The following is a 26,200-nucleotide window of genomic DNA, read 5'->3' on the forward strand; positions in this document are numbered from 1 at the left end:
AACGATACCGCCTCCCCTTCCGGTGCCGGTCGCCCGACCTGCGCCGGTCATCTCCGGTCGCGATCGCGAATTTCTGCCGGCGGCAATCGAAATCCTGGAAACGCCGGCGCCGCCGCTGCCCGTCGTGACGATGCTGACAATTTGCGCCTTCTTCGCTGCCGCGCTCGCCTGGTCGTTTTACGGCCGGCTCGACGTGCACGCGGTGGCGCCCGGCAAAATCGACACGGCCGGGCACGCCAAGGTGATCCAGCCGCTCGACCCCGGCAAGATCGCTGCAATACATGTCGAGAACGGACAGCGCGTGAGGGCGGGAGACCTGCTCCTGGAGATGGATCCCGCGGAACCCGCCGCGGAGCAAAACGCGCAAAGCGACGCGCTCAATGCCAACCTCGCCGAAAGCGCGCGCCGGCGCCTCGCCATCGCGACAGCGCGCGCCGTCCTGGACGGTCCTGCGAAGTCGGACGAGGCAAACGCTGGCGAGGTCATCGTCGCACAGCTGGCGCAAGCCGCCGCGGATCCCGAGCCACGAATCATTTGGAGCGTCGCGCTGCCGGAGGCGATCCGCCTGCGCGAGGCTTCAGTGCTGACGGCCGACCTCAACCAACTCATCGGCGCCTTGCAGAGTCGTGACAAGCAGATTTTGCAGAAGGCGGCGACACGTCAGCGCCTCGATATGAGCATAGCCTACCAGAACAAGTTGATCGAGACGCTGACGCGACTCGTCAGCACCCGCCAGGAGGCGCTCGATCGCGAAGTCGGCAGCAAGGTCAATCTCTACGACTCCACGCAGCAGCTGGAGAAATCGCAATCGTCGCTGGCCTCGGACGAGGGGCAACTGATCGAGGCCGACGCCGCGCTGAAAGAGCTAACGAGCGAGAAGATCATGACGCTCCTGCAATTCATAGCCGATAACGAGAACAAGCTCGCCGACGCCGGACGCAAGGTGGACGAAGCCAAACAGGCGGTTATCAAAGCGGGCGCGCGCCTCGCGCGCACCAAGCTCTATTCGCCGGCCGATGGCATCGCGCAACAGATCGCCGTGACCACGGTCGGCCAAGTCGTGACCACAGGGCAGCAGCTCCTCGTCGTGGCGCCCACGGCGGGCGCGCTGCAGGTTGAGGCGCTCGTCGCCAACCTTGACATCGGCTTTGTCAAGCCCGGCCAGACCGCGGTGATCAAGGTCGATACCTTCCCCTTCACCCGTTTCGGCGTGCTGCACGGGACAGTGACGCGCATCGCTTCCGAAGCGGTCGAGGAGCAGGAGGCCAAGCGTGGCCTCGCCAATGCGGCAGCCTCCGCCAATACGACCAACACCGCGCCCACCAGTCAGGCTGGACAGCCCCAGAGCTTCGTCTTCCCGGTCACCATCGCGATCGAGGAACAGGCGATGAACATAAACGGAGGAATGGTCCCTCTGACTTCGGGCATGACGGTGACCGTGGAAATCAAGACCGACAGCCGCCGCGTGATCGACTACCTGCTCTCGCCGCTAGCCAAGGTTGCTTCGGAGGCGCTCAGGGAGAAATGACGCGATGGTGTATTTATTATGGGCCCTCCCGTCATTCATAAGGATTGCCGCTTGGGCCGACCATGGTCGAACTAGGCCCTGCTAGTTTGTCGCGGGGGAAACATAGCCGATCGCATTTTGAGCCTTCATGAACTTTTCATAGCCGATCGCATGCCATGAGGGTGCGCGCCGGGCACTTCCGATGTGCCGCCTCAAAGCAAAAAATGGATACGCCATCGAAGCTAGGCGCGTGCCATCACAATGATCGCATCGCGTGTTGTCGGCGCGCCGCGTCGGACTTGATCGTTTCAACGACTGCTTCGCTGCCCTGATTGATTGGTCATCTCGACCAGCCGCGCGCTTCTCGGCAGAGGCGAGCTCGCCTTCGAGCCACAGCGCGGCGGCCGCGTCAGCGAAGTGGGAGCGTTGCAAAAAGCCGTCGCGGACCGGGCTTTTGTGCACGCGCTCGTCGAGGCGAGCCAAAAGGTCTTCGGCGCATGCGAGCGGCCCGATTAGGACCTTCAGGGGCAGGCTGGCAAGATCATAAGCCATTGATTCGATTGTACGTCATCCACGAAACAGAAGTTATCTTGGGTTTTACTTCCGTCACAGGCGATATCCTCGATGATAAAAGTCAGTATCGATAAATTATCTCTTATCGATACTTACAATAGTCTGTTGATTCGGCTCTTAACCGCAAATCTCGAGCGATTACTCGGCGTGAACCTCATCGCCATCCCCGGCTTGGACCACCGGCTAGAGATTGCCGGTGACGTTCTGAGAAGCCAAGGGTCTCGACGCTTGTCCTTCTGGGAGCCGCTCCCGACCTGGCGCTACTCGACGGGCGCATCTTAGCAGTCGTTACCAGAGCCGACGAGTTTTCGACCGATCACTTTGCCTATCTCAAACGGCTCGGAAAGGCGATGCCCGGTTCGCAGACCGTCTATTATCTTGAGAATGTTGGTCAGGCTGGCGAGGGAGAATTCGTGCAGTTTCCGGTCATTGGAGCATCGCCGACCGCCGGCATTCCGGTTGTCGAACAGATCTGGAAGGTTCTCGGAACGCTCTTCTAGGTACATGCCGCCCACGCGCCCAAACGTCTGTTCACTTGCTATGCGTTGAAATGTGCATATATTGTGCGTATGAGAGGTCGGAGAATTGTCATGGCCCAGGCACAGCTAGCACATTCCACGGTTATCTCGGGCTTTGTCGACAGCCTGCAGGAGCCGCGCACTCCTTATATCTCGCCGAAGCGCCTGTCGCAGGCGCTGGGCGTGAAAGTTGCCAATCTGGCGCAATTGACCGGCGTCCACCGCAACACGCTCCGCAACCCGTCATCGGAGCGCCTGCAGGGCCGGATGCGCGAGATGGTGAAGGTGATCTCGGCGGCAACGGAGCTCACCGGCGACGTGGACAAGGCAATCTACTGGTATCGCAATGAACCGATCGCCGATTATGGCCATCGCACGGCGGCCGAGCTCGTCGCGGACGGCCAGGTCGAAGCAGTCCTGGCCTTTATCCGGGATCTCGAGAACGGGGCGCGCGGGTGAAGGTCACCCGCGTCGGGCCGGACGAGATCTTCCATCGCTATCTGACACCCAAATGGGCCTTCCTGCCCACCAGCGGTGCAGGCGCGGCGATCGACGGCGGGCGCTTCAACCGGCCAGGCGTCGAAGCGCTTTACCTGTCCCGCGCTCCTCAGACAGCGTTGGAGGAATACAAGCAGGGTGCCAGCATCGTCCCGCCAGCCACTCTTGCCGCTTACAAGATCACGCTCGCCGAGGTGGCCGACCTTTCGCAGGGATTCGACCCGGACATCTGGGACGGTGCCTGGCGGGAATGGGATTGTGCCTGGCGCAAGATCGCTCGCATCGACAAGAAAATCCCGCCGTCGTGGAAACTTGCGGACATGGTCATCACCGCCGGGCTTCGCGGCATTCTGTTTCCGTCGCTGCGTCATGCCGGCGGCACTAATCTGGTGATCTTTCCAGCCAACCTTGTCGACGGCGATCACGTCGCGGTTCACGATCCCGATCACCGACTACCGCACGACCAGTCGTCCTGGTCCTTGAGTCATTGACCGTCTCTGGCATCGCAAGGCGACAAACGCCCGCTCACGACACCTGCTCTTCGACGACATCGTCCTCGCCCTCACTATTAGCCAACCCGGCCGGAATATCCCCGGCCAAAAGCTTCTCCTTCGACAGCAGCCCGGCGTCCTCGAGCGCTTCGAAATCCGGCAGCTGGCGCAGCGTGTCGAGCCCGAACTGCGACAGAAAATTCTTCGTCGTCACATAGGTGTAGGGCGCGCCCGGCCGCGGACTGCGCGGCCCCGAGGCGATCAGCTCCTGCCCGCGCAGCACGCCGATCAGGTCGCGTGACACCTCCTTGCCGAAAAAGCTCGACAGTTCCGCGCGCGTGATCGGCTGGAAATAGGCAATGCACATCAAAACAAGCGCCTCGGATTGCGACAGCTCTTTTGCACCCTCGCCCGCTGCCGTGCCGAAGGCGACGTGGATGGCGTCGCCAAAAACCTTTTTGGTCCGGTGCTGCCAGCCGCCGGCGACCGCCACCAGCTCGTAGGGGCGGCCGGCGAGCTCGGCGCGGATGTCGTCGATGACCAGCTCGAGATTGCAGTCTTTGCCCACCACCCGCGCCAGCACCTCGCGCGGGACGGGCTCGCTTGCGGCAAAGATCACCGCTTCGACGCGACCCATCCACTCGCGCCAGCGCAGTTCCGGCGGCAAGTGCTCGAGCTCAGTGTCAAGCAGGGCCGGCTGATCGTTCGGCTTGCGGCGGGCGGACGCTTCGCTCATCGCTAGAGCCCAAACAGCCGGAAGGTGGGGCGGCCCGACAGCTCGCGCACGACACCGAGGTGTTGCAGCCGCTCGAACAGGCGTCGCGCCGCGAAACGCGACAGTTTTTTGGTCGTCAGCGTGCCCGGCACAGCGTCTTCATTCAGGAGCAAGAAAATCACGTCGCCGGCGCCTTTCGCGCGCAGCTTTGGCGCCACCGCGAGGAGATTTTCGGCGCGGCGCGACAACTCCGTGGCCAGCCGGCAGGCATCAGCCGCCGCCTGCGCCAGCGCCACGCAGATCGCCACTTCAAACCCCTCTTCTCCCGGCCGGATCCTTTTGCCGCGCGCGTCCGTCGACCGAAATGCCGGCCCAAAGGCCTGGGCCATCAGGAGCGGCAGCGGCCGCGGCCAGCCCAGGCTGTGCGCCAGCACCAGATCGGCCAGCCACCAGGCCGCCAGCTCGAAGTCGGGCCGGATGGCGACGATTTGAGCGGCGATCGCCGCGGCGGCGAATGGCGCCGGCCGCTGCGACCCCGCCAGCTTTTCGATCTCCGTGCAGAGGGTGGCGAGTGCGGCGGCATCCCAATGGAGGCCAAGCTGGCCGACGATCTTGTCGAGCCGATCGGCGCTGGCAACGGGCGGTTGCAGCGCGAGCTGCCGCCAAGCGGAAAAAATGGCGCCGGCGGGCCCGGGATCGGCGCCGGCCGGGCACAGCTGCCAGGCATCGCGCAGGGCGGCTGCGTCCTCGGCGCGGCCGGCCAGCCGCATGCTGGCGGCGGCACAGCGAAGTGCCAGCCGCTGGCGCCACGCGCCGGCCCAGGCGGGCTGCGCGCGGGCGAGGCTGTCGAGCGCCCCCAACGCGGCGCCGGCCTGGAAGGCGGCTTCGGCATCGCTCGGCGCACCGCCCAGGGCGAGCGCCCAGGCCGGAACGATCGGCGGCGCGGTAGGGCTGGCGGTCATGGGATCGAGGCGAATCATGCTTTTGAGGGTAAAATGCCGGTGCGCTTTATGCCATCGTTTTCGCGACAAAACGCACAGCCTGTCAGTGCAATAAAACGAATGATAATGTTGCATTATCATTCGTTTTGTTCTTTATAGAGGAAATGGCCTCTCTCGTCGATCAAAACCCTAAAAATCGTACTCGGCATCGCTCCCCTCGACCACAGAGAAGGGCCGCAGATGTCGTGCATTCCGGCGTTGGGTAGAGTATATAGGCTGAAGGTAGACAATTAGGAACCAAGGTACCCGCATATGGCCCTCAGCATCAAGGATCGGGAAACGGAACTTCTGGCTCGCGAGCTCGCCCAGCGCACGGGTGAGACCATTACTGTTGCCACCAAGCGAGCGCTCGAGGAGCGACTGAAGAGGACAGGCTCTGATGCGCGCAAGGCAGCGCTGCTGGAGGATCTGGAGGCAATTCGCAAGCGCTTGAACGCGCTGCCGGTTCTCGACGATCGAACGCCCGATGAGATCATCGGCTATGACGAGAACGGAATTCCATCCTGATGGTCATCGATACGTCGGTTATCGCCGCAATCGCGTTCAATGAGCCGGAAGCCAGCGGTCTCCACGAGAAAATTGCCGACGATCCTGTGCGCCTGATATCGGCTGCGACGGTGCTTGAGGCAGCCATGGTCATCGAGGCGCGCCTCGGAGAAGCAGGCGGAGCGGATCTTGACCTTTGGCTGCACAAAGCGGAGGTGGGCATCGTGGCTGTGACCGCAGAGCACGCAGACCAGGCCCGCCGCGCCTGGCGCCGCTTTGGCAAGGGACGGCATCCAGCGGCGCTCAATTACGGCGACTGCTTCTCTTATGCCCTGGCCAAACTCTCCGGCGAACCGCTTCTTTTCAAGGGCGATGATTTCTCCCGAACGGACATCAAGGCTGCATGAGGATGGCTGACGACGGTCACGGATCATCGGCTTCCGGCGACGACGACATGCCCGACATCGTCGACGTCGTCATGGAGATGGGCCGCGCGCCGGAGGATCTCTCAGCCGACGCCCCCTCCCCTCCCCTTCCGGCCGTCCGACCCGGGCCGCGCGTTTCGGAGCATCTGGAGCGCCTGGCTGACCGCGCCCAGAACTATGTCGAGGCAGCAAGCTCGGCCAATACGCGGCGCGCCTATGCGGCCGACTGGAAGCATTTTGGGAGCTGGTGCCGCCGCCAGGGCATTGAGGTGTTTCCGCCTGATCCGCAGGTCATCGGGCTTTATATCACCGCCTGCGCGTCAGGTGCCGTCACGGGCGACAAGAGGCCGAACTCCGTGTCCACGATTGAACGCCGTCTGTCCTCGCTGACCTGGAATTATGCGCAACGTGGCCAGGCGCTCGACCGCAAGGACCGCCATATCGCGACTGTGATGGCCGGCATCCGCAACACCCACGCCGCGCCGCCCCGCCAGAAGGAGGCGGTGCTGCCCGAGGATCTGATCGCCATGCTGGAAACGCTCGACCGCGGAACCTTACGCGGCTTGCGCGACCGCGCCATGCTCCTTCTCGGCTTTACCGGCGGCCTGCGTCGCTCTGAGGTCGTCGGCCTGGATTGCGGCCGCGATCAAACCGAGGATTCTTCCGGCTGGATTGAGATTCTGGAAAAAGGCCTGCTGATCACATTGCGGGGAAAAACCGGCTGGCGTGAGGTCGAAATCGGCCGTGGTTCCTCCGACGCCACCTGCCCGGTTGTTGCCGTGCAAATCTGGCTGAAACTTGCTCGCATCGCCCATGGTCCCCTCTTCCGGCGCGTTACTGGCCAGGGCAAGGCCGTCGGCAGCAATCGCCTGAACGACCAGGAGGTCGCCCGACTTGTAAAGCGGACCGCCCTCGCCGCCGGCGTGCGTGGCGACTTGCCGGAAGGTCAGCGCGGAAAACTCTTTGCCGGCCATTCGCTTCGCGCCGGGCTGGCCTCCTCGGCCGAGGTCGACGAGCGCCATGTGCAAAAGCAACTTGGCCATGCTTCGGCCGAGATGACCCGAAAATATCAGCGACGGCGCGATCGGTTTCGGGTCAACCTCACCAAGGCGTCGGGGCTCTGAAAAGCCCCCTCCCCTCTTCCGGAAGACAAGGCCGCGGTGAAAAGCCGGCGCGTGGTCGCCTGTCGGCCGCGGCGCTCACTTGGAACGCGGCTCGCTTGCGTGCGGCTTGCTTGCCACAACCTCGCCGCGGACCAATGGCGCTTTCCGCCCCATCGCGAACGAGCTCTTGGATTCGTGCCCCTATGCTTTCGGTGTGATCAGCCGCACAGATGGAAAATATGTGAGATATCGTCCGGAATCGCGCGTAAGCAATGGAAGTTGGCCGACAGCCGCATGGGTACCAATGAAGAAGTCAGGCGACACGCCGGTCCGCCATAGCGGACTGCCAGCTCCGCGTAGATCATATCATTGATTGGCAGCGGCCCGTCGAGACTTGCCGCCTCAAGCTGAGCAACGGACCAGTCCGCCCAGTTCGGATCGTCCGTGACAAGATCAAGCAAAACATTGGTGTCGACCAGCGTCACGCTTCACCACGCGTCAGTGCCATGATCGCAGCGGTGTCGAGACCTTCACCGGCCTGGCCTCGCAATCTTGCAAAACGGCTAGGCTGTTTCTTGTCAGCTCGAGCAAGCACCACGCTGCCATCCGCGGCGCGATGGAATTCGACCCTGCTCCCGGGAACGATCCCCAAAAGATCCCGGACGGGTTTAGGGATCGTCACCTATCCCTTTGCTGTGACCGTAACGGTCATGTCTAGTCCTCGGTAAATGCCAGATTTCTTGAAGGTTTTTGCCTTGTCGACCGGATTTCAATCGTCGCTGCGCGCCAGTAAAAACGCCGTCCCCTATCCCTACCGCCAGGACAGCTGGTCTTTCGGCAATCGGCCGCTCGGATCGAATACGGTCACCTTGTGCGGCAGATCTGGCCCCCAGTCCCAAAGCACGAGATTGCGATCCTCCGCTTCAGCGCCCGGCGCAAAGCTCTGCACTAGAATGCCGGCAATGCCTTGAGACAGCAGGCGGTCATGGACACCCCACGAAGCCGGGCGTTTCCCGTCGCTGAGCGTGGTCGCCCAGGCGCAAGACATCTCATCGAGGGTGACGGACGCTTCTCCCCTCCCCTTCTCGGTTGTCAGGTCCACAATAGCCCCGCAATCGACCTCGTAGGAGCACAACACGCACGGATCGATCCGATACGCGAAGCCTTGATTGGCTTCCTTCACCGCCGTCATGACGGTCAGGGCCAGGTAAAGCGCCTGGACACCTTTGGGATTAAAGCGCGCGCCCCTGGTTGCGGCTCCCTCCCCGGATGTCGGCCTGAAGGCCCAACGTGGATCATGCGCCCTGTAGCAGGTTCCGACGAACCTCACGCAAAGCCGCCAAGAGCCATATGATCGAGATAGTCGCGAACGGCGCCGGCCTTGCCCTCCTTCACAAGCGCTTCAGCCGTACGCCCGCCGAATGCCGGAAGCGGCTGGGCTCGGTACCAGGCCATTGCCTGTTCCTTTCCGCCGGCCCAATCCGCGACACGACTTATGATTTCGAGCATTTCACGCAGGCGTCCCTGCGTCTTGACCGTGCGGCTTCGTTCCAATCGATAGAGCGTTTCGCGAGCCAGGCCCGCGGTCTCGGCCAGTTGCCCCTTGGACATTCCAAAGCCGTCCGCCACCTGGTCGATGCCGATTTTCCCGGCCTGGTCCATATAGGACAAAACCAAGGGTTCCATCTGCCCAGGTGCCTTGAGAGCCTGACTCATGAAGTCCACCGTCGCCACATCAATGGCCGCATTTATTGTACAAAAAATATGCCACCTTTCCCCCAATTTCAAGCGCCGGACGTCCTGGGCGGTTCGGTGCGCTCATCCTGTCATCCTCATGGTTGCCCCATTCGCCCTCAGTGCCGCCATCAGCATCGGCCCAACCGAAAACTGCCCTGCCCGCGCCTTCTCGGTCAGCACCCGCAGATATCCGCCGGCGGAATTGATGTGCTGGGCCCGTTGCAGGATACAGCCGATCACCACGGCGGCGGTCTCCTGGCCCATCGTGTGGCAGGCCTCCTCATAGGCCGACGGTGAGATCCCCAGATATCCGCGGACCTGGGCCGCCGTGATCATGAAATCGCGCCAACTGCCTATCCCCGCCACGGCATAATCGAGCATGTCCGGGCACGCCTTCAGCACCAGGCCAAGCGGGTAGGCTTTCGGCTTGTCGTTCCGCCCGATTGCTGGCTCGGCCGGCGCCATGCTTTCTTCCAAAGCAGGTTCAAATTCAAAGATAGAGTCGGTGTTTGAATCAGATTGCTGCCGCTCACTATGAGACTCATTGGCGCTCTGATTTGTGGAATTCATGAAGCTTTCCAGCATCCTATCGACTTCCTCGCGCAACGCGGCCATGTCGGCCACGATCGGCTCGAGATCGCGAAGGTCAGCGCGCCGTGGAATCGTGTCAACAATCGCCCTGAAGCGTCGCCAGATAGCTCCCCAGTCGCCCGTAGCGCCCTCCTCCACCGCCGCCTCGATCAGCTTCTGGATGTCGCGCCGCTGCAGGGTAAGGCGCTCGCGCATCAACCTCAGTGCCCGTCCTTCAGCCAGTACGCGCTCGGCGGCGAGGCGTATTTCATCAGCGCGCACCAGCAGGGGCGCCAGGGAAAAGCCGAAGGCTTCGTCGATCGCGCCATCCTTGCCTTTGCGAGCGTAGCGCTTGCCATTGGGGCTGTCGCGGCGAATGACAAGCCCGCAAGCGACCAGAGCCGCCAGGTTGCGCCTGAGCGTCGCGCCGGCCATTCCATGGGCACGCAAGGACAGTTGCGCGTTCGACGGGAACACCATGAGCCCGTTTTCCTCGCTCAACTCGCTGTCCGGATAGAACGACAGCAGCCCGTTCAGAACCGCCAGGGCGCGATCGCCAACACCTATGATGGTCTTGCCTTCGCAAAGCCAGCGATAGACCTGCCACTTGTCTACGCTGGCGCCTTGAGGAATTTCGCGCGTGCCGTTGCTGGCCTGCAGCAAGGCAAGCGTCATTGTTCGCCCACCGAAGGGCGTCACTCCCAGTCCCATTCTCATTGCCTTTGGCTAGGCAAAAGATCTCCGCTCGCCGAAACGGCGCCTAAAGCACTTGACAGTGATTCGCGGAAATGGGATTCTCAGAGTGCTTAGTTCAGAGAAAGGCTTCCGCGGCGGCAACGCTCGGGGGCTTTTTTCTTTTGCGGGTTCAGTCTCCTGTCTTGTTTTCGGCTTCCGACGCCCGGAAAGATTCGAAAAGCTCTCCGAGCCTGCCGGCAATGAATGCACCGAACGCTGACGCGTCCTTGGATTTCAGGGCGAGCGTAAACACTTTGCCGTTATCGGTGATCCTTGCCTTCACGGAATTGTCCTTCGGCGCCCAGGTGGTTTCCCGTGCTCGCGCCGGCGACGGTCTCGCCGTTTTGCCCGACGCTGCCAGGACATCAAAGAGCTGATTGAAGCGCGCATCGCTGTCGACCTGGCTGAAGGCATCGGTCTGGACAAATATCCTTGCCTTGGCGGAATTTGCCGGATGCTCCATGAGCTTGGCCAGCTGCCACCAGCGATCACGGCCAATCCCCTTGGCGGCGCCGATTGCCAGGATAATGTCTTCGGAAATGTTGTTCGAAACCGACCGCATCTTTGAAAACGTGGTGTCATCGAGCGTCAATGCCGACTTCACGACTTCCGGTGAGTGTCCGCTCTTGAGAATACGCTCACTGAAAAGCGTGCGCTCGATGAACGACAGGTTGGCTCTCGCGGCATTTTCCTGGCCTTGAGCGATCACATGGTCCTGATCGACCATTTGCTTGACGACGGCGCGAACAGGCCTACCCAGCGCACGGGCGACCTTGACGCGCCGATGCCCAAACACCGTTTGATAACGTCCTGACGACGACGGGTGTGGCCTCACCAGGATAGGAGAATCCTGACCCCGTTCGCGGATTGCCTGCACCAGTTCGGAGAATTCGCCGTCGTCGTCCCCGATGCGGTCCGATACGAACGACGTGTCGATCAGATCCGGATCGAGCTCGACGACCGAACTCTTCGACAGCTCTTCGAACGACTGGATGATGGAACGCGACGCACCACGCACCGCGTAGCTCGACACGTCCTTGTCTTGCTGCGCCGCAGCTGCGGAGCCCATGACGCTGCCAAATATGTCCTTGCGTGCCATTCAACCATTCCCGAAATCAGCTAGAGAGCTGATTTTGTGGACAAAAAAGCGCATTTTTACCGCAGTAAAAACAAGCCGCCATCACACCCTGCCCCAGGCGCGATGGACAAGAGAGACGATCTCGGCGTTGACCGCATCGAGTGACTCCATCGCCCGATCGTAGGTCGAGCGAGTGAACGCCGATTTCTCGACTTCATAGAGTGTCTGCTTGGTCAGGCCCGCATCCGATATCGCCGTCGACTTCAACATCGGGTGATCGAGGATCTGGCCGGCAAGCATTGACTGCATGAAGCCCACCATCTGAGCCTGCGGGATGTCCGTCGGTTCGTATCGCGTGATCAGGTAACGGAACCAGTCGAGCTGGATTTCAGCGCCCGCCCCTTTGATCGTCTTCAGGATCCCACCGAGCATCAGCAGAAACTGGCTCATGGACATGAGGTCGAGCATTTGCGGATGCACGGTGATCAGCACCGACGTTGCGGCCGACATGGCGGTCAAGGTCAGATATCCGAGCTGCGGCGGACAATCGACGACCACGACATCGTAACGATCGTCAACGTCCGCCAGCGCCTTGGCTATCCGCAGGAAGAACTGCCGGCCGGCATTGGACGATTTGTCCTGCATGGCAAGCGGCGTGTCGTATTCGTATTCCTGAAGCTCCAGATTGGCCGCGACGATGTCCAGGCCAGGGAAGTTCGTTGGGACGATGACGTCGGCTATCGACCTACGTTCTTCATCGTATCGTATCGCCTCATAGAGCGAGAGGTTGCGATCGAGTTCCGGCTGGAAGCCGTGGAGTGCCGACAACGAAGCTTGCGGATCCAAGTCGATGGCCAAGACCCTGTGGCCGGTCAGTGCCAGATGCTGGGCGAGGTGGGCCGCCGTCGTGGTCTTGCCGCTGCCACCCTTGAAATTGACAACCGCGATAACCTGCAGCTTGTCCCCCGGCTTGCGGTGGGGGACATATTTCTTCACATCGGTCCTGCCGTGGCGATCGAGAAAATGGCGAAGCTCCAGCATCTGTGCGGCAGTGTACGAGCGCCGGCCCGATGCTGCTTGATCGGGCAGGGGGCCCTTGCCTTCGAGATGGAGCCGTTTCAGATTGTTCTGCGAAACGCCAAGGTAGTGCGCAACCTCGGCCATCGAAAACGGACGCAGGGTTTTCGTCGCATTGGGGGGAAATTTCTCCATGCGCAGCTGATTGAGCCTGCGCGAAATTTCGGCCCCATGCTCGAGGATCTTGTCGTCGAACTCGAAGACAGGAAGTCGCATGGCGATATTCATTCTTTTCGAAACCTGAATTGGCGCTTTTTGGAGACAAAGTACCCAACAACCGCCATTAAGCTCCGATTCGGCCGCAGCAGCAAGAAGTTTTGGGTTAACAAGAAGTTAACAACCTTCGATCGGTTCCGCGCTGAAAATGCAGGGCCGTCGAGTTTAGTGCGCTGTTTTCATTGGCATTCGTCAAGGAATTTACCGCAGTAAACTCCAGCGACGCCGCTGGACTATCCACTTGGCCGTGCGCACGGTCTGGAATCACCTGCCATTGGTGCGCCGGGAAACCAGCCCGCCAATCCCTTGTAGAAGGTCCCGCCTTCACCGACTTCTGCGTCCATCAGGCGTTCGCCGCCCTCTTCATCTGACCGACATTTCCGCCTGACTCAGTCACTTGAATGTTCATCAGCCAACGATCGGCGAGAGCCACGGCGGGCCTTCATCACTACAAAGCGGCTGGCGGCGGCGTGTCTTGTCGAATACGTCCGCACATCACGCGAGCAAGGCGAGGGCCTGTCGCCAAGCTGCTGGAAAAGAAACCACCGGCGATGCCGCAGCGCTAGTCCGTGAGAACCTGCAGCCTACCACGTGCTCGGCTAACCCCACCCGGCTTCGCCTTTACCAGTTCCTGCCAGGGCCCGCGACGGCGAGACGGGCGTATTCGGCAATCAGTTTATGAGCGTGCCGAAGCAGAACCTCGAAGTGCATCCAACCGATCCAAAGCGCCTAGTCCCCTTGGCCAGCCAAGCCCATGGGAGAAACCCGGTTCAGGTCGCGCTTGTCGCGACCTTCACGCATCACCCGGCGAAACAATGTGCATTTGGACCTCGCCGCTGCGCTGGCGAGGATGCTTCGGTGCGCCCAACAATGGGCACGGCTCGATCGGCCACGCATAGCCGGGGCAGGGGACTGTTTCAAAGTATCGCATCCGCAACCGTGGGGCACGCTACCGGCCGAGCTTGCCCGCCCACCGCTCCCGACCCCGAGGGCGCGATCCCGAAAATGCTGGACGGATTCGAAGAGCTTCCCCGAGCCGAAGCTTGACTAGAAAGTGCATAGACAAATCGGAGCAAGCCACCGCCGATGCAATCCGCTGAGAACGCTGCCGTTGGCCTCGTCAAAGATTCCACGACAACGCCGGCGCCGCGTGCCCGCCCAAAGGCTCAAGGCCACGCAACATCGTTGATGCCTTCATATCGAAGGGATGAAGGGGAGGGACCGGGATACAACTGGCGTGTTTCGGCCGCCCAAGGCCGCTACATCTACGCTGCGACCGTCGGCGAGGCGGCCTATCTCCTCAGGCCAAAGAAACTGAGCACTGCGAGAATAACGACGACCAGCCCTACAATATAGATAATGCTGTGCATGACCTATCTCCAAACTCTTTGCCCTCGGCCCCGTCCAAGTTCCGTGTCTGTGGTCGAGAGTTGATGCCGGAGGCACTATCGAGTGCCCTCTGACCGAGGATGAACACTTAGAAGCTTCTAATGTTCCGCCTGACGCGGTGGAGGCTCAGAACCCTGCCGCGCAGCGGCATTTGACGGCGTCGGTCGAAACAGCAGATCGGTTTGGCGGGGCGTATATGAAAGGGATCGACGCGATGTTGCCCGCACAGGGATGACCATAACGCAATCCATGTGCACCCCGTTGGCAAGCGCCCGAGCCCCTACCTCCAGTGGCGGCACCCTCGTTTATCTGCCGCGGTCTGTTCGGGGTGAAATGGCGGTGCCGATTGCGCGTGGCTAACGTCTTCTTCTCGTGAGCCTCAGCTCCACTTGATGCGGCAAGGTTCATTGCGGGCTAAAGATAGCAGTTTTTATTAGAAATCCCTTTTTTAGGCCCCCATAATCGCATACGCTGACGGAACGTTGACCAACCGTCAACGCAGCCGGCTAATGGCCTGTCGCGAGGCGCCTGGAACCGCTGTCAACATCCCAGAACCGTGGCATGTGCGAACCGTTGGAATGGCATTCGGGGAGGAAATAAGATGCCAAGGGTTTCAGAACTGTTCTTTAAAACAGCAATAGTGTTCCTCATCCTGGGGATTGGAGCCGGTCTGCAGATGGCGATCTCGGGCGATCACGGGGCCTTCCCCGCACACGCCCATATCAACCTGTTGGGATGGGTGACAAGCGCGATATTCGGCGGGTACTACGCACTGAATCCGGCCAAGGCCGCGCGCCGAATCGCCATGATCCACTATGGCCTCTACACCCTTGGTATCGTCATTATGCTTCCGGCGCTGTATCTCATGATGCAGAGCGGAAGGACGGAGCTCGAACCGGTCGTCGCCGGCGGATCGCTAATTGTGGCCGCGGCGGTTTTGATATTTGCCTTCGTGGTTTTTTCGACCGAGACGGCGCGCTCGGTTGCTGGATTGTCAACAGCGCCACGCTGAAATCCGCGCTATAGCCGCCCCGCTCGGGGTAGGTGTCGGAATGCAGAGGGCCGGGCCACCGTCTTCGGGCCTTGGGCCAACCTGGGTTTGGCAACACGCGGCAATCGAGCAAGTTTGCCGGTTGCGCTCCCGGCTGCCGCTCCTGGTACGCGTCTTACACCAACGAGGCGGGCTGACATGGCTGGCAACCGATTTGGTGCTAAGCTACGGAACTTGCTAGCGAATCGCGGAGTCGTATTCTTCGTCACAGCCGACGCGGGAGCGCTGGTGAGATCCCAGTTGTTCTTGTCCCGTCATTTCCTTTTCCTCGCAGCTTTGGCGTTTTGACCGGTGGCGGCTGGCGTCCTGGCATCTTTCGAATGCGCGGCGGTCGCCGGGCCCGCGCCGGTGGCCCGGCGCATATCGCCACCTTTTGGCCGGCGCGGATTTCTTGCCGAACGGCGCTGCGAACAATTTGCCCAAGAATCCCATTCCGACCTACTCGAATGCCTGTCCTCGTCGACTTGTATCCCTGCCCATCCGGCACGCTTCGCCAGCAAAGGTACGATATCCTGCGAATCTGCGCCGCGGGTCGTCAGTCAGCGGGCGGTGCGGCACTCGTTGATAGCCGCGATCATGCGATCGAATCCAACCAGCAAGAGGGGCTGACGGGCGCTCTTGACCTGCGATTCGGTTCGCCACCAATTTCCTCCACGCCTGGATTTCGGATCATCTCCCGAAAGGGGCTGTCGACGATCCGGCGATGATAGGCGATCTGCTCGATGAGGCTCGAAAATCGGCTCACCGCCAACGTATGGCCGATAGCGAGATCGAGCACGAGGTTGTCGACGTGTATCAGGTCCTTGCACAGCCTATAACGCACCGCGACGGCTGCCTCGCAGGCTGAGTAAGCGTTTGCTCATCATGAGCACCTGCGTCGCGTCTCATGAACCCGCTGCTGCGGCGAAGCAGTTCGCTCGTTGTCGAGGGATGAACGAGAAAGTCGAGGATCTCTTCGCCAAGCTCAGGTCGGCCAACTATCAGAGGTCGTTGTCAGCTTGTCGCGGACGTTCCTTTCGGTCTTCGCGGCCGTGTTGCGCACGACATCGCTCACCTTGTCCACAAGGGAGGCGGAATCTCCGCTGACGCCCTTGTTATCGGCCTCTTCCTTCAGCGTACGATAGGCGTCGGCGGCGACTTCCTTGGCGCCGTCCACCCCTTGGGACAACAGTTCGTTCGCCTTGTCGCGAATGTTTTCGCTTGTTTGCCCGAGTTGCTGGTCTTCAAAATCGGTGTGCGGCAACAGCGCTCCGACAGCGGTGCCCAACGCCAATCCCAGAGCGGCAAGCACAAGGGGTTCCTGGCTCAGCATATCGGCTGCCGCGGTGGTTACCTTGGTGGCCTGTTCAACGGTCGCGGACCCGTATCTGGCGGCACCGCCCGAAGCTTCGCGAGCGGCCGCCGAAACGCTGGCGGTGATCCCTTCGACTGCATCGCCGACCATCGACACCGCCTGTCCGGGAGCGTCCAACAGGGCGTCGGTGATCCCGCCCTCCGGCGAGCTGGCGCCCGTCGCTGCGGGTTCACGCTCCACCGGACCCGACCCCCAGCTTTGCCGCTTGATTGATCCGTCCGGCTGGGGGAGCGCCGCGCCTTGCCCTGCCATCAGCCAGAGCAATCCGACGCCGACTAACGCGACCGGCAGCGGATTGGCCGCGACCTGCGACTTCAAGGTCGCGAACATCGAACCGCTGTCCCCAGCGGTCAACAACCCTGAAAATTCGTCGATGAGCTGACCTGGCGTCATTTTGTTGCGAATGGATTCGGCCGTATCGGACACTCTTGCGCGCGCAATTTCGGCTTCGCGTTGAAGTTCAGCGGATGTTTTCTCAGTCATTTCACTTGATCCTTGATGACGCCAGCATCGCGCTTGAGTTGGCCAGCGGTGCGATCCGGCGCGAGTTCGGACGGTTTCATGGCAGCCGAGCCAGTGCGGATGAGAACGACGCCGACAATGGCGACCACCACGCCCACCAGCAACGAAGACCATCCCGGGCCGAGCGCCGTCTTCGACAGCGCGATCACCAGTGCCTGAAGCAGAACAAGCAGTGCGGCCATCAGGCAGATGGCTCCGCCAAGCACCTCTATTGCACCGGCACCAGCCTTCTCGGCCTTTTCGGAAAGCTCGGTCCGAAGCAGTCTTCCTTCGGTCTGCAGCAGCGTTGCGATCTGCTGCGACAGATCGCTGATGAGGCTCATCAAGCTTCGCTCGTCCTGGCCCGGGGTCATGACTGGGTCCTCGGAGCATCCGTATCGACAGCCGTCCTATCAGCAGCCCTGGGGGCGGTGCTCTTGAGGAAGCGACCCAGTGCGAGGCCGGCGACAACCGCCCCGCCGATCAGGACCCCTGGGTTCCGACTTCCAAATGTCCGCACCTCGGTGAGGACGTCTTCGAAAGGTTTGTCCTTGAGGGACGCCGACATGCGTTCCAGTCCGCCGGCCGCGTCCATGGCGAATTTGGAGGCCGCCCGTTGATCGCTGTTGGCCAGATACTCGCCGGCTGCCCTGATGGCGCCGCCGAATGCCGCGATCGCATTGGTGAGGTTGTTTTGGGCGCCCTGGGCCTGATCCATAAGAGCCTCCTTACCCTCCGCGGCGACGTCCCTGGCTTTCTCGGCGATCTCGTCCTTTGCCGCGGCAACCGCGTCGGCGGCCTTGGTTTGGACATCGCTTAACTGGCCGCCGACCTCGGTGCGCGTGAGATCGGAGTTCTTTTCAGGATTGGTGTTCATGTCAGTCTTCCATGTCGAGCCTGCCGTCAGCGGAGGCCTAGAAACGAAAGGACCGCAAGCACGACGACAATCAGGCCAATCAGGTAAATGACGCTGTTCATGTGCAGGCTCCTTTTCACCGAGCAACTTGCGACGTGGGCAAGCGTTCCGAACCGTCGAAATTATTTAGGTGCCGCTGACATGCTGTGCGTTACAGCAGGTTCCAAGCTTGAAGCGTTCTCGACGGTAGTTCTGTTTTCAGCGGGAATCCGTCGGCCGCGACCAACGGCACGTTCGAGGAACCATGACAGGCGCCTGAGACAGGTTGAACCCGACCCCCTTGCACCCAATTTGGCAACTGCAGCTGATCTTCGACCAGGAGGCGAGCGCCACCTCGGCTTCCGGTTGTGCTCGGGTACCGCCTCCGCGCGGCAAAGAATTCCACAATAGGAGAGCAGATGGGGCAACACAGGAGTGAGACTTGAACACTATCGCGAGCGCCGACCTGATCGGTTTGACTGCCGACATCGTGGCCGCTTACGTTCAAAACAATTCAGTACCGGCTGCGGCTCTGCCCGATCTGATCGCCACGGGCGCAGGCTCGAAAGTGGATTCGTGGGTCGGCACCGGGCCGAACGGGCGTTACGAGGTTGCGACGGCCATTGACGCGCAGACACTGGAGGCACATTCTAGGCAGAGTGGGTGTTCGCGCCAGGAGCTGATTGCGAGGATCACAACGGATCTGCCGGATGCCATCAACCAGATGACCCAAACGGCAACCTGCCAGCAGATCACCGAACGAATGCCTCGGACGGGCTGACCCTGCTCGACGATGTGCCACAGACCTGGGGCGGATGCCGAAACGATAAGGGCACGCCATGAGACATGTTCCTCATATTCTATTGAGTTTACTCATCGCGATGATGCCCACATCGCTGCTCGGTGCTCAGGGATGGCAAGCCTTCGGGATCAAGCATTTTGGCTTCGTGTTCGATGTTCCACCTGGGTTTGTGCTAACTCAGCGTTCTGATCAAGGGGCAGCCTTCGAGGGCAAAGACAAAGCATTTCTGGCAGTCTGGGGCGCGCAACTCGGCAAGGCGAGTTTTCGCACCGAGATCGAGCATCGCATGGCAGTAAACGAGGCCGACGGCTGGAAGTTGACCTATAAGCGAGTGACGCCTCAATGGGCCAGCTATTCGGGCCTGAAGGACGGCCACATCCTGTATGTTCGCGCGATCAAAGTCTGCGGGGACCGCGCAGCCCTGTTTTCCGTCAACTATAGCAGCGACGAAAAGCTCCCCTATGATCCGCTTGTCGTTCGCATGGTAAGATCGCTAAGGGCCGACGGTTGTTAACCGGGGTGGCATACGACGCTGCTTGCCCGCTCTGCTCGTAAGGTACCTCATCGACCTACTGTCGGCTCGGTCCTCATATGTGGCAACCTTCAGCCATGATAGCGGTGAGCCCCTGTTGATCCGACAGGCGCCCAGTGTTCCCGCGGTCCGAGCGCCGTGGAGCGGCGCTCGTAGCCACAGGCTATGGACGGCGCGGCGGGTGCTGGCCTGCGCTTCGGTGCAACATCTGGTGCCTTCGCCCGCAATGAGGGCTCCAGAATTTGCCGCAGGGCCGGACACCGGATCTCGATCTGCTCCTGCTGATCCGGCGGAAGCTCGGCCATCATATCGCGAATTGTTCGAGGCAGTCTCATCCCGTAAAGGTTGCGGCGACATATGTTCCGCTGATTAACCGGGATTTTGGGTTCCGCAACGCCTGGGCAAATGGAACGATCCGGTGGGCGCTGAGACTGGTAGGACGCTGCGCAGCTCCCACTCTGGTCAGTTGGGCCCGAGACGGTAGGTCATCCCATCCCCCGTCCAGTCGGGCCGCCTGAGCCGCTCCAGCCCCAGTGGGCTACCGTGCAATCCATCTGCTTGCTTGAGGTGCAACAATTGGTTGAAACCGGGTCGACTCGGCGGTTAGGCCGGAATTTCTCTATCAATCGTGAGCTCGATGACCGCCCCGGTACTCTCCCAGGCAATATCGACACGGCCAAGTTGGCTGGCCGCCAGACGGATCAAGCGACCGCCGAAACCCTCCCTTGGCGTTTTACTAGGCGGCGGTCCGCCAGCCTCTCGCCATTGCATGACCATTTTGCCGTCCCGATTGGAACAAGCGATCTTCACTGACCCCTCCGCAGTCGAGAGGCCGCCATACTTGGCAGCATTGGTGGCGAATTCATGCAGCAGCAGAGACAGAGGTGTAATCAGTGTGGAGGGCACAGACATATCGACGCCGTTGATCGCCCAGCGTGGGTGCTCGTTCGCATCGTCGTGATAGGGTGCCAGAATCGCGGCCAATAAAGCATGTAGGCTCGTGGCGGCTGACTCTGATCGACCCTCTGACGCGCGCATCGTCAGGGCATGCGCCCGCGCCAAGGCACCAAGACGGTCCGATACGATCGAGGCGAGAGCGGCTGGCGTCTCCGCGGCAGATGCGCTCAAATTGACGATACTGCTGGTGATGGCGAAGAGGTTTTTCACGCGATGATCCATCTCGCGAAGTAACATCTGCTGTTGCTGTTGCGCGCGCAGTCGTTCTGAGGTGTCACGCGCGATCTTAGAGATCCCCACAATCGCGCCCGAGGCGTCCGCAATGGGGGAAACCGTGAGAGAGACGGGAAGCGTGCTTCCGTCTTTGCGCAGACGGATGGTCTCGTAGTGCTCGACGTGATCGCCGGCGCGGACGCGCGCAAGGATCTCCGGCTCCTCGTGCTGGAGATCGGGTGGACTGAGCAACATGACAGAGCGCCCAATCATTTCGTCTCGCTTGTAACCGAAGAGCCGACTGGCGCTGCTGTTCCAGTCGGTAATTATGCCAGTGGGCTCCATTGCGATGATGGCATCATCCGACGATTCCACGAGCGCGCTCAATCGCCGCGCGATCGCGTCGGAGTGGTCTCGCTCGATCGCAAAACCGAGCTGCCGGGCGATCGTTAATGCGAGTTCGCATTCCCCAGTGGTGAAGTGATGGGGCAGCGGATAGTAGACCATGAACTTGCCGATCAGCTCCCGGGCGCTGACAAGTGGGATGAATGCTAGCGCTTCGATACCTTCGCCGAGAATCGTCTCGACGAGGTGCTGAGGCTCGCCACTGTGACGAATATCCTCCACAAAGATCGGTTCGACGTCGCGCTGACCAGCCGCCCAAGGCGAATGGCCCTCAACAGCGCCTTTGTATTGTTCAGATAGAGAGCGCGAGGCGACGAAGCACATGATGCCTTGGCTGTCGAATCTCAAGATCGAGGCGCGCGAGCATCCGAGAATTTCGCATATTGCATCCAGCGCGGCCTCGTAGACCTCGATCAGGCCCGTTGCGTGATAAAGTCGGTCTGTGAGGCGATAGAGGGCGGACTGCTCACGAGCGATGTCGCTGTCGGGCTGTCCTCGCTCGCCGATGTGTCTGGCCGCGCGATTCGATCTCCCTTGCTGCATCCCCAACCCCGCGGCGCTGATTATAATTCGGCCAGGCAAAGCTTTTCGATTATCCGAAGAACATAGCTTAGCGCCGAAGCTAATCATTGCCCAGAGGAACTATGCGTCTGCTGCGGCTGCTCGGCGAAATCCCATAGCACCGGGTGATGCGCCATCTCCGAAAGTCTCTCAAGCAGCCGCTGATTGGACGGCGGCCGGCATGGCCGGGCTTCTGGCTCACCCTGGCCGGCGCGGTGACGGCGATGGTCCCGGTTTCGCTTGGAAGCGCTTCCGTGCTCTAAACATTCTACCCGCCCTTGATCGGGAGCGCCTTCTATTACATCGGCGTCGTGCTGGTGGTGAACCGTCTGATCGGCTTTCTTGCGGACGAGTGCTGCGCGGACGTGGCCTGCAATTCATCCCAGAAAGAGGCAGAAGCTGTAGCTTGATCTCTTTTTAATTCTTATTTCCGAGGCCCGCAGATCGGTGTGCCGTCTTTGGGTCGCAGGCGAGTTCGCGCGGGCAATCTTTGGCCCGGACGGACTTTCCGCTTTGGCCCGCTTTTTAGTTCATCAACTCTTGCGAGGCGAAAAATGCCCGCAACCTGACATATATCGCGCTCGGACAGGGAAGAATGTTCGCCGGCTGCGAGGCGCACTCTCCAAGCCTATTCAAGCTGGCCGAAGCACATCGGCCCCTGCTCTGGTTTCCCTAGTCGAATCCAAAGGGCGGCCAGGAGAGGCGCTGCCCACATCGACAGGCCGGCCGGAATCCATATCACCAATCCTGTTGATGGCAGTAGCCTGGAGCGAGTTTACGTCGAGACAGGAACGATCCTCATTCTCCTGCATTCTTCCTAGGCTCCGTTCAACTTCTCTTGCCGAGGGCCGACCATTGTTACTCCAGGACCGCGCGAACCAAGCGGATAGCATTTCCATCGTTGATCTGATCCCGGCGCTGAGGGCTTTCGCGCGCACTTTTTGCCGCGCCCCCGGGGACGCCGACGATCTGGTGCAGGAGACCCTGACCAAGGGTCTTGCCAATCTGGACAAATTCGAGCCGGGAACGCGGATGAAATCCTGGCTCTTCACCATCATGCGCAACACCCACTATACCCGTGTCAGAGCGGCAGCCAGGGAGGCGCCCGGGCTGCTCGACTGCGCCTCCAGCCGCCCGATTTCCGAAGCGTCCCAGGACTGGTCGATGCAGAGCAAGGAAGTACACGGTGCGATCCAGGCGCTTCCCTCGCATCAGCGTGAAGTGCTGATGCTGATCGGGGTGCTGGGGGTCAGCTATGAGGAAACGGCGGAGATATGCGGGTGCGCGGTGGGAACCGTGAAAAGCCGCCTGAATCGCGCACGCGCGGGCGTGCTGGAAGCGCTTGGCGAGACCTCGTCGCAATCACTGGTCGAAAGGCGCAGTTATTTGTCCGAAGACCATTACGACACCGGCGCCGAACGCCACCGATAATCAGCTCAACTTGATCGTCGTCTCGCGTCGGCGCTTTTCGACCAGCGCATTCTGCAACTCCATCGCAAGCGTAGTCAGGCGATCAGGAACTTTCTCCTGTTCGATGGCTGTCAGCAGTGACGCAATCTCCTGATCCATGCCCAGACTTGCCTGGGGGCCAAGGTTGCGTTGGCTCATGCGAGGCATCGCATTCTCTTAACAAATGATATTCCTGCAAAACACTGTGAACAGGCGGCCAGCGTTTGCAAGGCGATCCCGGCCCGCAATCCGGCCGGCCTCCGGCTCTGCACAACATTGTTCGGCAATCCGAAATTTTCCCTTCGAGCCGTCACGATGGGGGCGACGATTCAGCTCAGCGCGGTCGTCCACCGACGGTCCCTCGATCGGTTGCCATCGAGCCGGCGTTGCAGGGCATGCCAATTCCACATCCATGGTTGAGCTGGTCATCGCTGCGATTCCTCTCGAACACTGGTTGAGTCGTTATGTTCCTCCGGCTCGAAGAAGAAATGCGGTCCCGTCCCAACGGCTGAACGGCATCTCTGCGTCGACGATGATCCGCATGCCGGACGCGTTTGCGAACCGATGGATATCGTAGCGGTCGAGGGCGACCGCCCCACGGTAGGAGTAGTTCAAAACCGCTGGCATGCCGCCTGGCCTGAGCACCCGCACCACCTCCAACGAGGAACTGGTCTCGGTCAACGAGGAAGCCCAGTCGACCCAACGAGGAGCTGGAGGCCTCGAAGGAGGAGATGCAGTCCCTCAACGAGGAGCTGAACACCATAAATGCCGAGCTCACGAATAAGATCGAAGAGCTCGACCACGCAAACAGCGACCTCAGGAACCTGTTCGAAAGCACGGAGATCGCAACGGTGTTCCTCGACCGCGATCTGGTGATCCGTACCTTCACGCCCGCGGTGTCTGCCTATTTCAACCTGCGCGCCTCCGACGTCGGGCGTCCGCTAACCGATCCGTCCAGCCAGTTGGATTATCCGGAAATGCTCTGTTCAATCGGCGGCCTGTCCCGCCTGCATCGAACGGGAACCCTCTTCCGACAGCGGGATTATTCTTCATCGGGTCACTCATCACTCAATTGGAGACTGGTCATGAATGAAGAGAAAAACCGCCGTGAAACCGGCGCCACGAAGTATCCCGCCAACACCGACGCGGATCCCTCCGATCAGTTCTCCCAGGATGCCGCGGGCAATAAAAAGCCCGCTAGCGGAATGGGGCTTACCCGTCCGACCGGGCAAGTGGAGGACGAGACCCACCAGTCGGACGGCCAGAATCCTCGGCGGCAGCCGACGCCCAGTCCGGCGACGGAGAAGACTTCCGGAGCAGGTCCTTCGATCGCGGAACATTCCAAGGACGCCAAGGCGGCGAAGGGTGGCCGGCAAGCTGGAGCTTATGTGAAGGACTGACGCGAAGTCGACCCGGTCCTCGGCTTCGGGCTCGCCTCCAGGCGGACCTTTCTCGTGCGTGCATATCAGTTCCATGGATAGCCGGGTCAGCAAACGGCTACTTATTGCAATTCTGCATGTTCGACGTGGTATTGCGGTGGCGTTGTTGTTGTCGGTATCGTTGCCGCCGGTGTCCTTGCAACGGTCGGGCATTCCGTCGGAATTCGTCGGCGAGTTGGTGGCATTGGTATCCGTGTTGGTGTTGCCGTGCCGTTGCTCGTGCCAGTTCCGGTGCCTGTGCCAGTCCCGGTGCCAGTCCCGCCGCCGGCGGTGGTGCCGCCGGAGCCGTTGCCTGTGCCGCCGGTGCCACTCCCGGTTCCGTTGGATTGCGCCATGGCCGAAGTCGCCAGGACGATGGCAAATACCGATGGTGAGAGAAGTTTGATCATTGGGGCATCTCCTGCGTTGATCGTTCGATCGCGACATGGTCCCAACCTTGATCTCTCGAAGCATAACGACCCAAGGGCTGCGATCATCGCCCTGAAAATGGGGCTGGCGTTGGATACGCTCAAGAATGAGGATGTGCCGGCGCGCAGTCTCGAGAAGGCCATCGACACCAGGAAAAAACACCGGCTGAACTGACCCATGTCAGGAGAGGAGCCGGCCGCCGCGCACAAGCCATATGGGCGGCCGTCGTGACTTCACTGCGACGTAACAGTTTGTCGGCACCGGCATTTGGCAGGATAACGGGCTGAGCTTCGATCCGGACGGCCTGCTCTGGGCTGCGGGAATGTCGTCAAATATGCCCGTGCCAAACAGGGACAAGTTCAGGAACCTTTCAAGCTTGTGCCGGTTAGGTGCCAGATCGTTCGTCCCCCCAGCGATCAGGGTTGCCTACCCGAGCCGACCTGGGCCCGTTGCCTCAAGGGCAGCGGGCCTCTTGCCGAGCCCATCCCTCATCTGTTGGCAGCGGATGGGCTGCTCGCATCTCGACTCTCTGATAACGGAAAGGGCATGCATATGGCGAACAGCCGACACCTCAACATTGGCCGTAAGCGCACCCGCGTATCGGTGCCAGCTCAGGGGATTTCAAGGAGGCGGCTAGCCGTCACTGATTTCCCAGCATTTCGGTATTGTCCTGCGGGTTTTTCTTCACGCCGGCCGCTGGCGACGTGTCCTGCGGCGCGTTCCCAGCCTGGTTTTGCTCCGGCGCCCGTTTGAAGGGCGCCGTCGGCCACCCTCTGTCGACGTAGAGAAAGGCCAGCCAGCCGAACGACCAGCGCGGTCAGCCCCAAGGGCAACAGCACTCTTCTCATGCCGGGTTCCTTTCGGTGATTTCAACGGGCGGCCGGCCGCACGAGACGGCCTAAATGATCAGAGGTCGCTGCGGCGGACGGTATCTCGTGTGATACCTTCGGCATAATCGCCGGCGGCGGGATCGAACGCGGACCATCCCTCTGCTTCGTACGCACCTCGCCGCTCGGAAACGTCGACCGAATTGGGATTTTGCAGAATCTCCCGAGCCTGCGGCGCGAGGTCATCGCTCACCCGTGCCGTCACCAGTGTGCCGCCGCGCCGGATTCCTTCAGCATAGACATGGGCATCGTTCTCGGGCACGCCGGCATCGGTCAGGCCACCGATGATACCGCCGGCCGCGCCACCCACGACCGCGCCAGTGACCGCACCGGCGACCGTTGCCGCCAGCCATCCGGCCGCGACGACGGGGCCGATCCCGGGGATTGACAGCGCGCCAAGCCCCGCCATCAAGCCGCCTGCGCCGCCGACGACAGCGCCAATGCCGGCCCCGCCGGCTGCATCCTCGGCAGCGGGCGACGCCGAACCCTCATGCCAACCTTCGGAATTGTTGGCGACGACGCTGATGTCGGATGCGGGTATACCCATGGACTCAAGTTCGCCGACGGCATCGGACGCGTCGTCGTGGTCGTCGAAAAGTGCGGTGATCGTTTGCATATGATAGCTCC

Annotated in this window: 28 protein-coding genes and 4 pseudogenes; 15 read left to right on the plus strand and 17 right to left on the minus strand. The window is 61.1% G+C overall.

The window, feature by feature from the left end:
* Positions 1 to 22: 22 nt before the first annotated feature.
* Complete coding sequence (locus tag FJ958_RS21600; protein ID WP_181176464.1) at positions 23 to 1,528, plus strand: HlyD family type I secretion periplasmic adaptor subunit; 1,506 nt, start codon at positions 23 to 25, stop codon at positions 1,526 to 1,528.
* 81 nt (positions 1,529 to 1,609) lie between these two features.
* Here the strand turns inward: FJ958_RS21600 and FJ958_RS21605 are convergent, their stop codons facing one another.
* Complete coding sequence (locus FJ958_RS21605; RefSeq protein WP_140745299.1) at positions 1,610 to 2,059, minus strand: hypothetical protein; 450 nt, start codon at positions 2,057 to 2,059, stop codon at positions 1,610 to 1,612.
* A 371-nt stretch (positions 2,060 to 2,430) separates the two neighbouring features.
* Between FJ958_RS21605 and FJ958_RS32100 the strand changes: the two genes are divergently transcribed.
* The 3 genes from FJ958_RS32100 (at position 2,431) to FJ958_RS21620 (ending at position 3,587) form a co-directional block, all read left to right on the plus strand.
* Complete coding sequence (locus tag FJ958_RS32100) at positions 2,431 to 2,580, plus strand: hypothetical protein (RefSeq protein WP_246677057.1); 150 nt, start codon at positions 2,431 to 2,433, stop codon at positions 2,578 to 2,580.
* Positions 2,581 to 2,670: 90 nt separating this feature from the next.
* Entirely contained in the window at positions 2,671 to 3,057 is a 387-nt protein-coding gene (locus tag FJ958_RS21615; RefSeq protein ID WP_140745301.1) for a DUF2384 domain-containing protein, read from the plus strand.
* A complete protein-coding gene (locus FJ958_RS21620; RefSeq protein ID WP_140533556.1) occupies positions 3,054 to 3,587 on the plus strand; it encodes an RES family NAD+ phosphorylase in 534 nt (177 codons plus the stop codon). Before FJ958_RS21615 ends, FJ958_RS21620 begins: the two co-directional genes overlap by 4 nt.
* 34 nt (positions 3,588 to 3,621) lie before the next feature.
* Here the strand turns inward: FJ958_RS21620 and FJ958_RS21625 are convergent, their stop codons facing one another.
* Together FJ958_RS21625 and FJ958_RS21630 are read right to left on the minus strand one after the other, a co-directional pair.
* Complete coding sequence (locus FJ958_RS21625; protein ID WP_140745303.1) at positions 3,622 to 4,323, minus strand: SMC-Scp complex subunit ScpB; 702 nt, start codon at positions 4,321 to 4,323, stop codon at positions 3,622 to 3,624.
* Between the two features lie 2 nt (positions 4,324 to 4,325).
* Complete coding sequence (locus FJ958_RS21630; RefSeq protein WP_140745305.1) at positions 4,326 to 5,282, minus strand: DUF1403 family protein; 957 nt, start codon at positions 5,280 to 5,282, stop codon at positions 4,326 to 4,328.
* Between the two features lie 273 nt (positions 5,283 to 5,555).
* Between FJ958_RS21630 and FJ958_RS21635 the strand changes: the two genes are divergently transcribed.
* From FJ958_RS21635 to FJ958_RS21645, 3 genes are read left to right on the plus strand one after another with little or no spacing between them, the layout of a single operon-like run.
* Positions 5,556 to 5,810: a type II toxin-antitoxin system VapB family antitoxin gene (locus FJ958_RS21635; RefSeq protein WP_140745307.1), complete on the plus strand. Its 255-nt coding sequence runs from the start codon at positions 5,556 to 5,558 to the stop codon at positions 5,808 to 5,810.
* Positions 5,810 to 6,196, plus strand: a complete 387-nt coding sequence (locus tag FJ958_RS21640; RefSeq protein ID WP_140745309.1) for a type II toxin-antitoxin system VapC family toxin — start codon at positions 5,810 to 5,812, stop codon at positions 6,194 to 6,196. The genes FJ958_RS21635 and FJ958_RS21640 overlap by 1 nt, the downstream gene beginning before the upstream one ends.
* On the plus strand, positions 6,193 to 7,338 hold the full coding sequence (locus tag FJ958_RS21645; protein WP_140745311.1) for a site-specific integrase: 1,146 nt from the start codon (positions 6,193 to 6,195) through the stop codon (positions 7,336 to 7,338). Before FJ958_RS21640 ends, FJ958_RS21645 begins: the two co-directional genes overlap by 4 nt.
* A gap of 180 nt (positions 7,339 to 7,518) precedes the next feature.
* Here FJ958_RS21645 and FJ958_RS21650 read toward each other — a convergent pair.
* The 7 genes and pseudogenes from FJ958_RS21650 to repA all read right to left on the minus strand — a co-directional run bounded on the left by FJ958_RS21650 (position 7,519) and on the right by repA (position 12,742).
* Positions 7,519 to 7,802: pseudogene (locus FJ958_RS21650) on the minus strand (DNA-binding protein).
* Positions 7,799 to 7,999, minus strand: coding sequence for an AbrB/MazE/SpoVT family DNA-binding domain-containing protein (locus FJ958_RS21655; protein WP_246677058.1), 201 nt, complete (start codon positions 7,997 to 7,999; stop codon positions 7,799 to 7,801). The pseudogene FJ958_RS21650 and the gene FJ958_RS21655 overlap by 4 nt, the downstream one beginning before the upstream one ends.
* Before the next feature lie 129 nt (positions 8,000 to 8,128).
* Positions 8,129 to 8,647 (minus strand): RES family NAD+ phosphorylase, encoded by a 519-nt coding sequence (locus FJ958_RS21660; protein WP_140745313.1) that lies wholly within the window; start codon positions 8,645 to 8,647, stop codon positions 8,129 to 8,131.
* Complete coding sequence (locus tag FJ958_RS21665; protein WP_140745393.1) at positions 8,644 to 9,033, minus strand: antitoxin Xre/MbcA/ParS toxin-binding domain-containing protein; 390 nt, start codon at positions 9,031 to 9,033, stop codon at positions 8,644 to 8,646. The genes FJ958_RS21660 and FJ958_RS21665 overlap by 4 nt, the downstream gene beginning before the upstream one ends.
* A gap of 102 nt (positions 9,034 to 9,135) precedes the next feature.
* A complete protein-coding gene (gene repC / locus FJ958_RS21670; RefSeq protein ID WP_140745315.1) occupies positions 9,136 to 10,341 on the minus strand; it encodes a plasmid replication protein RepC in 1,206 nt (401 codons plus the stop codon).
* 148 nt (positions 10,342 to 10,489) lie between these two features.
* A complete protein-coding gene (gene repB, locus FJ958_RS21675) occupies positions 10,490 to 11,458 on the minus strand; it encodes a plasmid partitioning protein RepB (RefSeq protein WP_140745317.1) in 969 nt (322 codons plus the stop codon).
* Between the two features lie 81 nt (positions 11,459 to 11,539).
* A complete protein-coding gene (gene repA, locus FJ958_RS21680; RefSeq protein ID WP_140745319.1) occupies positions 11,540 to 12,742 on the minus strand; it encodes a plasmid partitioning protein RepA in 1,203 nt (400 codons plus the stop codon).
* A 1,978-nt stretch (positions 12,743 to 14,720) separates the two neighbouring features.
* Here repA and FJ958_RS21685 point away from each other — a divergent pair.
* A complete protein-coding gene (locus tag FJ958_RS21685; protein WP_140745321.1) occupies positions 14,721 to 15,131 on the plus strand; it encodes a cbb3-type cytochrome c oxidase subunit I in 411 nt (136 codons plus the stop codon).
* A 613-nt stretch (positions 15,132 to 15,744) separates the two neighbouring features.
* Here the strand turns inward: FJ958_RS21685 and FJ958_RS32105 are convergent.
* The 4 genes from FJ958_RS32105 to FJ958_RS21705 all read right to left on the minus strand — a co-directional run bounded on the left by FJ958_RS32105 (position 15,745) and on the right by FJ958_RS21705 (position 17,902).
* Complete coding sequence (locus FJ958_RS32105; RefSeq protein ID WP_246679690.1) at positions 15,745 to 15,993, minus strand: hypothetical protein; 249 nt, start codon at positions 15,991 to 15,993, stop codon at positions 15,745 to 15,747.
* A 141-nt stretch (positions 15,994 to 16,134) separates the two neighbouring features.
* Positions 16,135 to 17,007: a hypothetical protein gene (locus FJ958_RS21695; RefSeq protein WP_140745323.1), complete on the minus strand. Its 873-nt coding sequence runs from the start codon at positions 17,005 to 17,007 to the stop codon at positions 16,135 to 16,137.
* Complete coding sequence (locus tag FJ958_RS21700) at positions 17,004 to 17,399, minus strand: phage holin family protein (protein WP_140745324.1); 396 nt, start codon at positions 17,397 to 17,399, stop codon at positions 17,004 to 17,006. The genes FJ958_RS21695 and FJ958_RS21700 overlap by 4 nt, the downstream gene beginning before the upstream one ends.
* Complete coding sequence (locus FJ958_RS21705) at positions 17,396 to 17,902, minus strand: hypothetical protein (RefSeq protein WP_140745326.1); 507 nt, start codon at positions 17,900 to 17,902, stop codon at positions 17,396 to 17,398. The genes FJ958_RS21700 and FJ958_RS21705 overlap by 4 nt, the downstream gene beginning before the upstream one ends.
* Before the next feature lie 460 nt (positions 17,903 to 18,362).
* On the opposite strand from FJ958_RS21705, the pseudogene FJ958_RS32110 reads away from it, so the two are divergent.
* The 3 genes and pseudogenes from FJ958_RS32110 to FJ958_RS21715 all read left to right on the plus strand — a co-directional run.
* A pseudogene (locus tag FJ958_RS32110) lies at positions 18,363 to 18,470 on the plus strand (MucR family transcriptional regulator); the annotation flags it as partial.
* 18 nt (positions 18,471 to 18,488) lie between these two features.
* Positions 18,489 to 18,701: a YidB family protein gene (locus FJ958_RS32115; RefSeq protein WP_246677062.1), complete on the plus strand. Its 213-nt coding sequence runs from the start codon at positions 18,489 to 18,491 to the stop codon at positions 18,699 to 18,701.
* Positions 18,702 to 18,759: 58 nt separating this feature from the next.
* Positions 18,760 to 19,236 carry a hypothetical protein gene (locus tag FJ958_RS21715; protein WP_140745328.1) on the plus strand — a complete coding sequence of 159 codons (477 nt, stop codon included), beginning with the start codon at positions 18,760 to 18,762 and terminating at the stop codon, positions 19,234 to 19,236.
* A 621-nt stretch (positions 19,237 to 19,857) separates the two neighbouring features.
* Here the strand turns inward: FJ958_RS21715 and FJ958_RS21720 are convergent.
* The gene (locus FJ958_RS21720; RefSeq protein ID WP_181176465.1) at positions 19,858 to 21,372 is read right to left on the minus strand and encodes a PAS domain S-box protein; all 1,515 of its coding nucleotides are present in this window, start codon (positions 21,370 to 21,372) and stop codon (positions 19,858 to 19,860) included.
* 164 nt (positions 21,373 to 21,536) lie between these two features.
* Here FJ958_RS21720 and FJ958_RS32120 point away from each other — a divergent pair.
* Positions 21,537 to 21,713 (plus strand): annotated as a pseudogene (locus tag FJ958_RS32120) (cytochrome C oxidase subunit I); the annotation flags it as partial.
* Positions 21,714 to 22,245: 532 nt separating this feature from the next.
* On the plus strand, positions 22,246 to 22,821 hold the full coding sequence (locus FJ958_RS21730; RefSeq protein ID WP_246679692.1) for a sigma-70 family RNA polymerase sigma factor: 576 nt from the start codon (positions 22,246 to 22,248) through the stop codon (positions 22,819 to 22,821).
* Here the strand turns inward: FJ958_RS21730 and FJ958_RS21735 are convergent, their stop codons facing one another.
* Entirely contained in the window at positions 22,822 to 23,007 is a 186-nt protein-coding gene (locus FJ958_RS21735) for a hypothetical protein (protein ID WP_140745334.1), read from the minus strand.
* A gap of 484 nt (positions 23,008 to 23,491) precedes the next feature.
* Here FJ958_RS21735 and FJ958_RS21740 point away from each other — a divergent pair.
* Together FJ958_RS21740 and FJ958_RS31650 are read left to right on the plus strand one after the other, a co-directional pair.
* A pseudogene (locus tag FJ958_RS21740) lies at positions 23,492 to 23,819 on the plus strand (PAS domain-containing protein); the annotation flags it as partial.
* 792 nt (positions 23,820 to 24,611) lie between these two features.
* Positions 24,612 to 24,860 (plus strand): hypothetical protein, encoded by a 249-nt coding sequence (locus tag FJ958_RS31650; protein WP_181176466.1) that lies wholly within the window; start codon positions 24,612 to 24,614, stop codon positions 24,858 to 24,860.
* Positions 24,861 to 25,592: 732 nt separating this feature from the next.
* On the opposite strand, the gene FJ958_RS21760 is transcribed toward FJ958_RS31650, so the two are convergent.
* Positions 25,593 to 26,189, minus strand: coding sequence for a hypothetical protein (locus FJ958_RS21760; protein ID WP_140745336.1), 597 nt, complete (start codon positions 26,187 to 26,189; stop codon positions 25,593 to 25,595).
* Positions 26,190 to 26,200 lie beyond the last annotated feature (11 nt).

The organism is Mesorhizobium sp. B2-3-5, from assembly GCF_006442395.1.
Classification (GTDB): domain Bacteria; phylum Pseudomonadota; class Alphaproteobacteria; order Rhizobiales; family Rhizobiaceae; genus Mesorhizobium.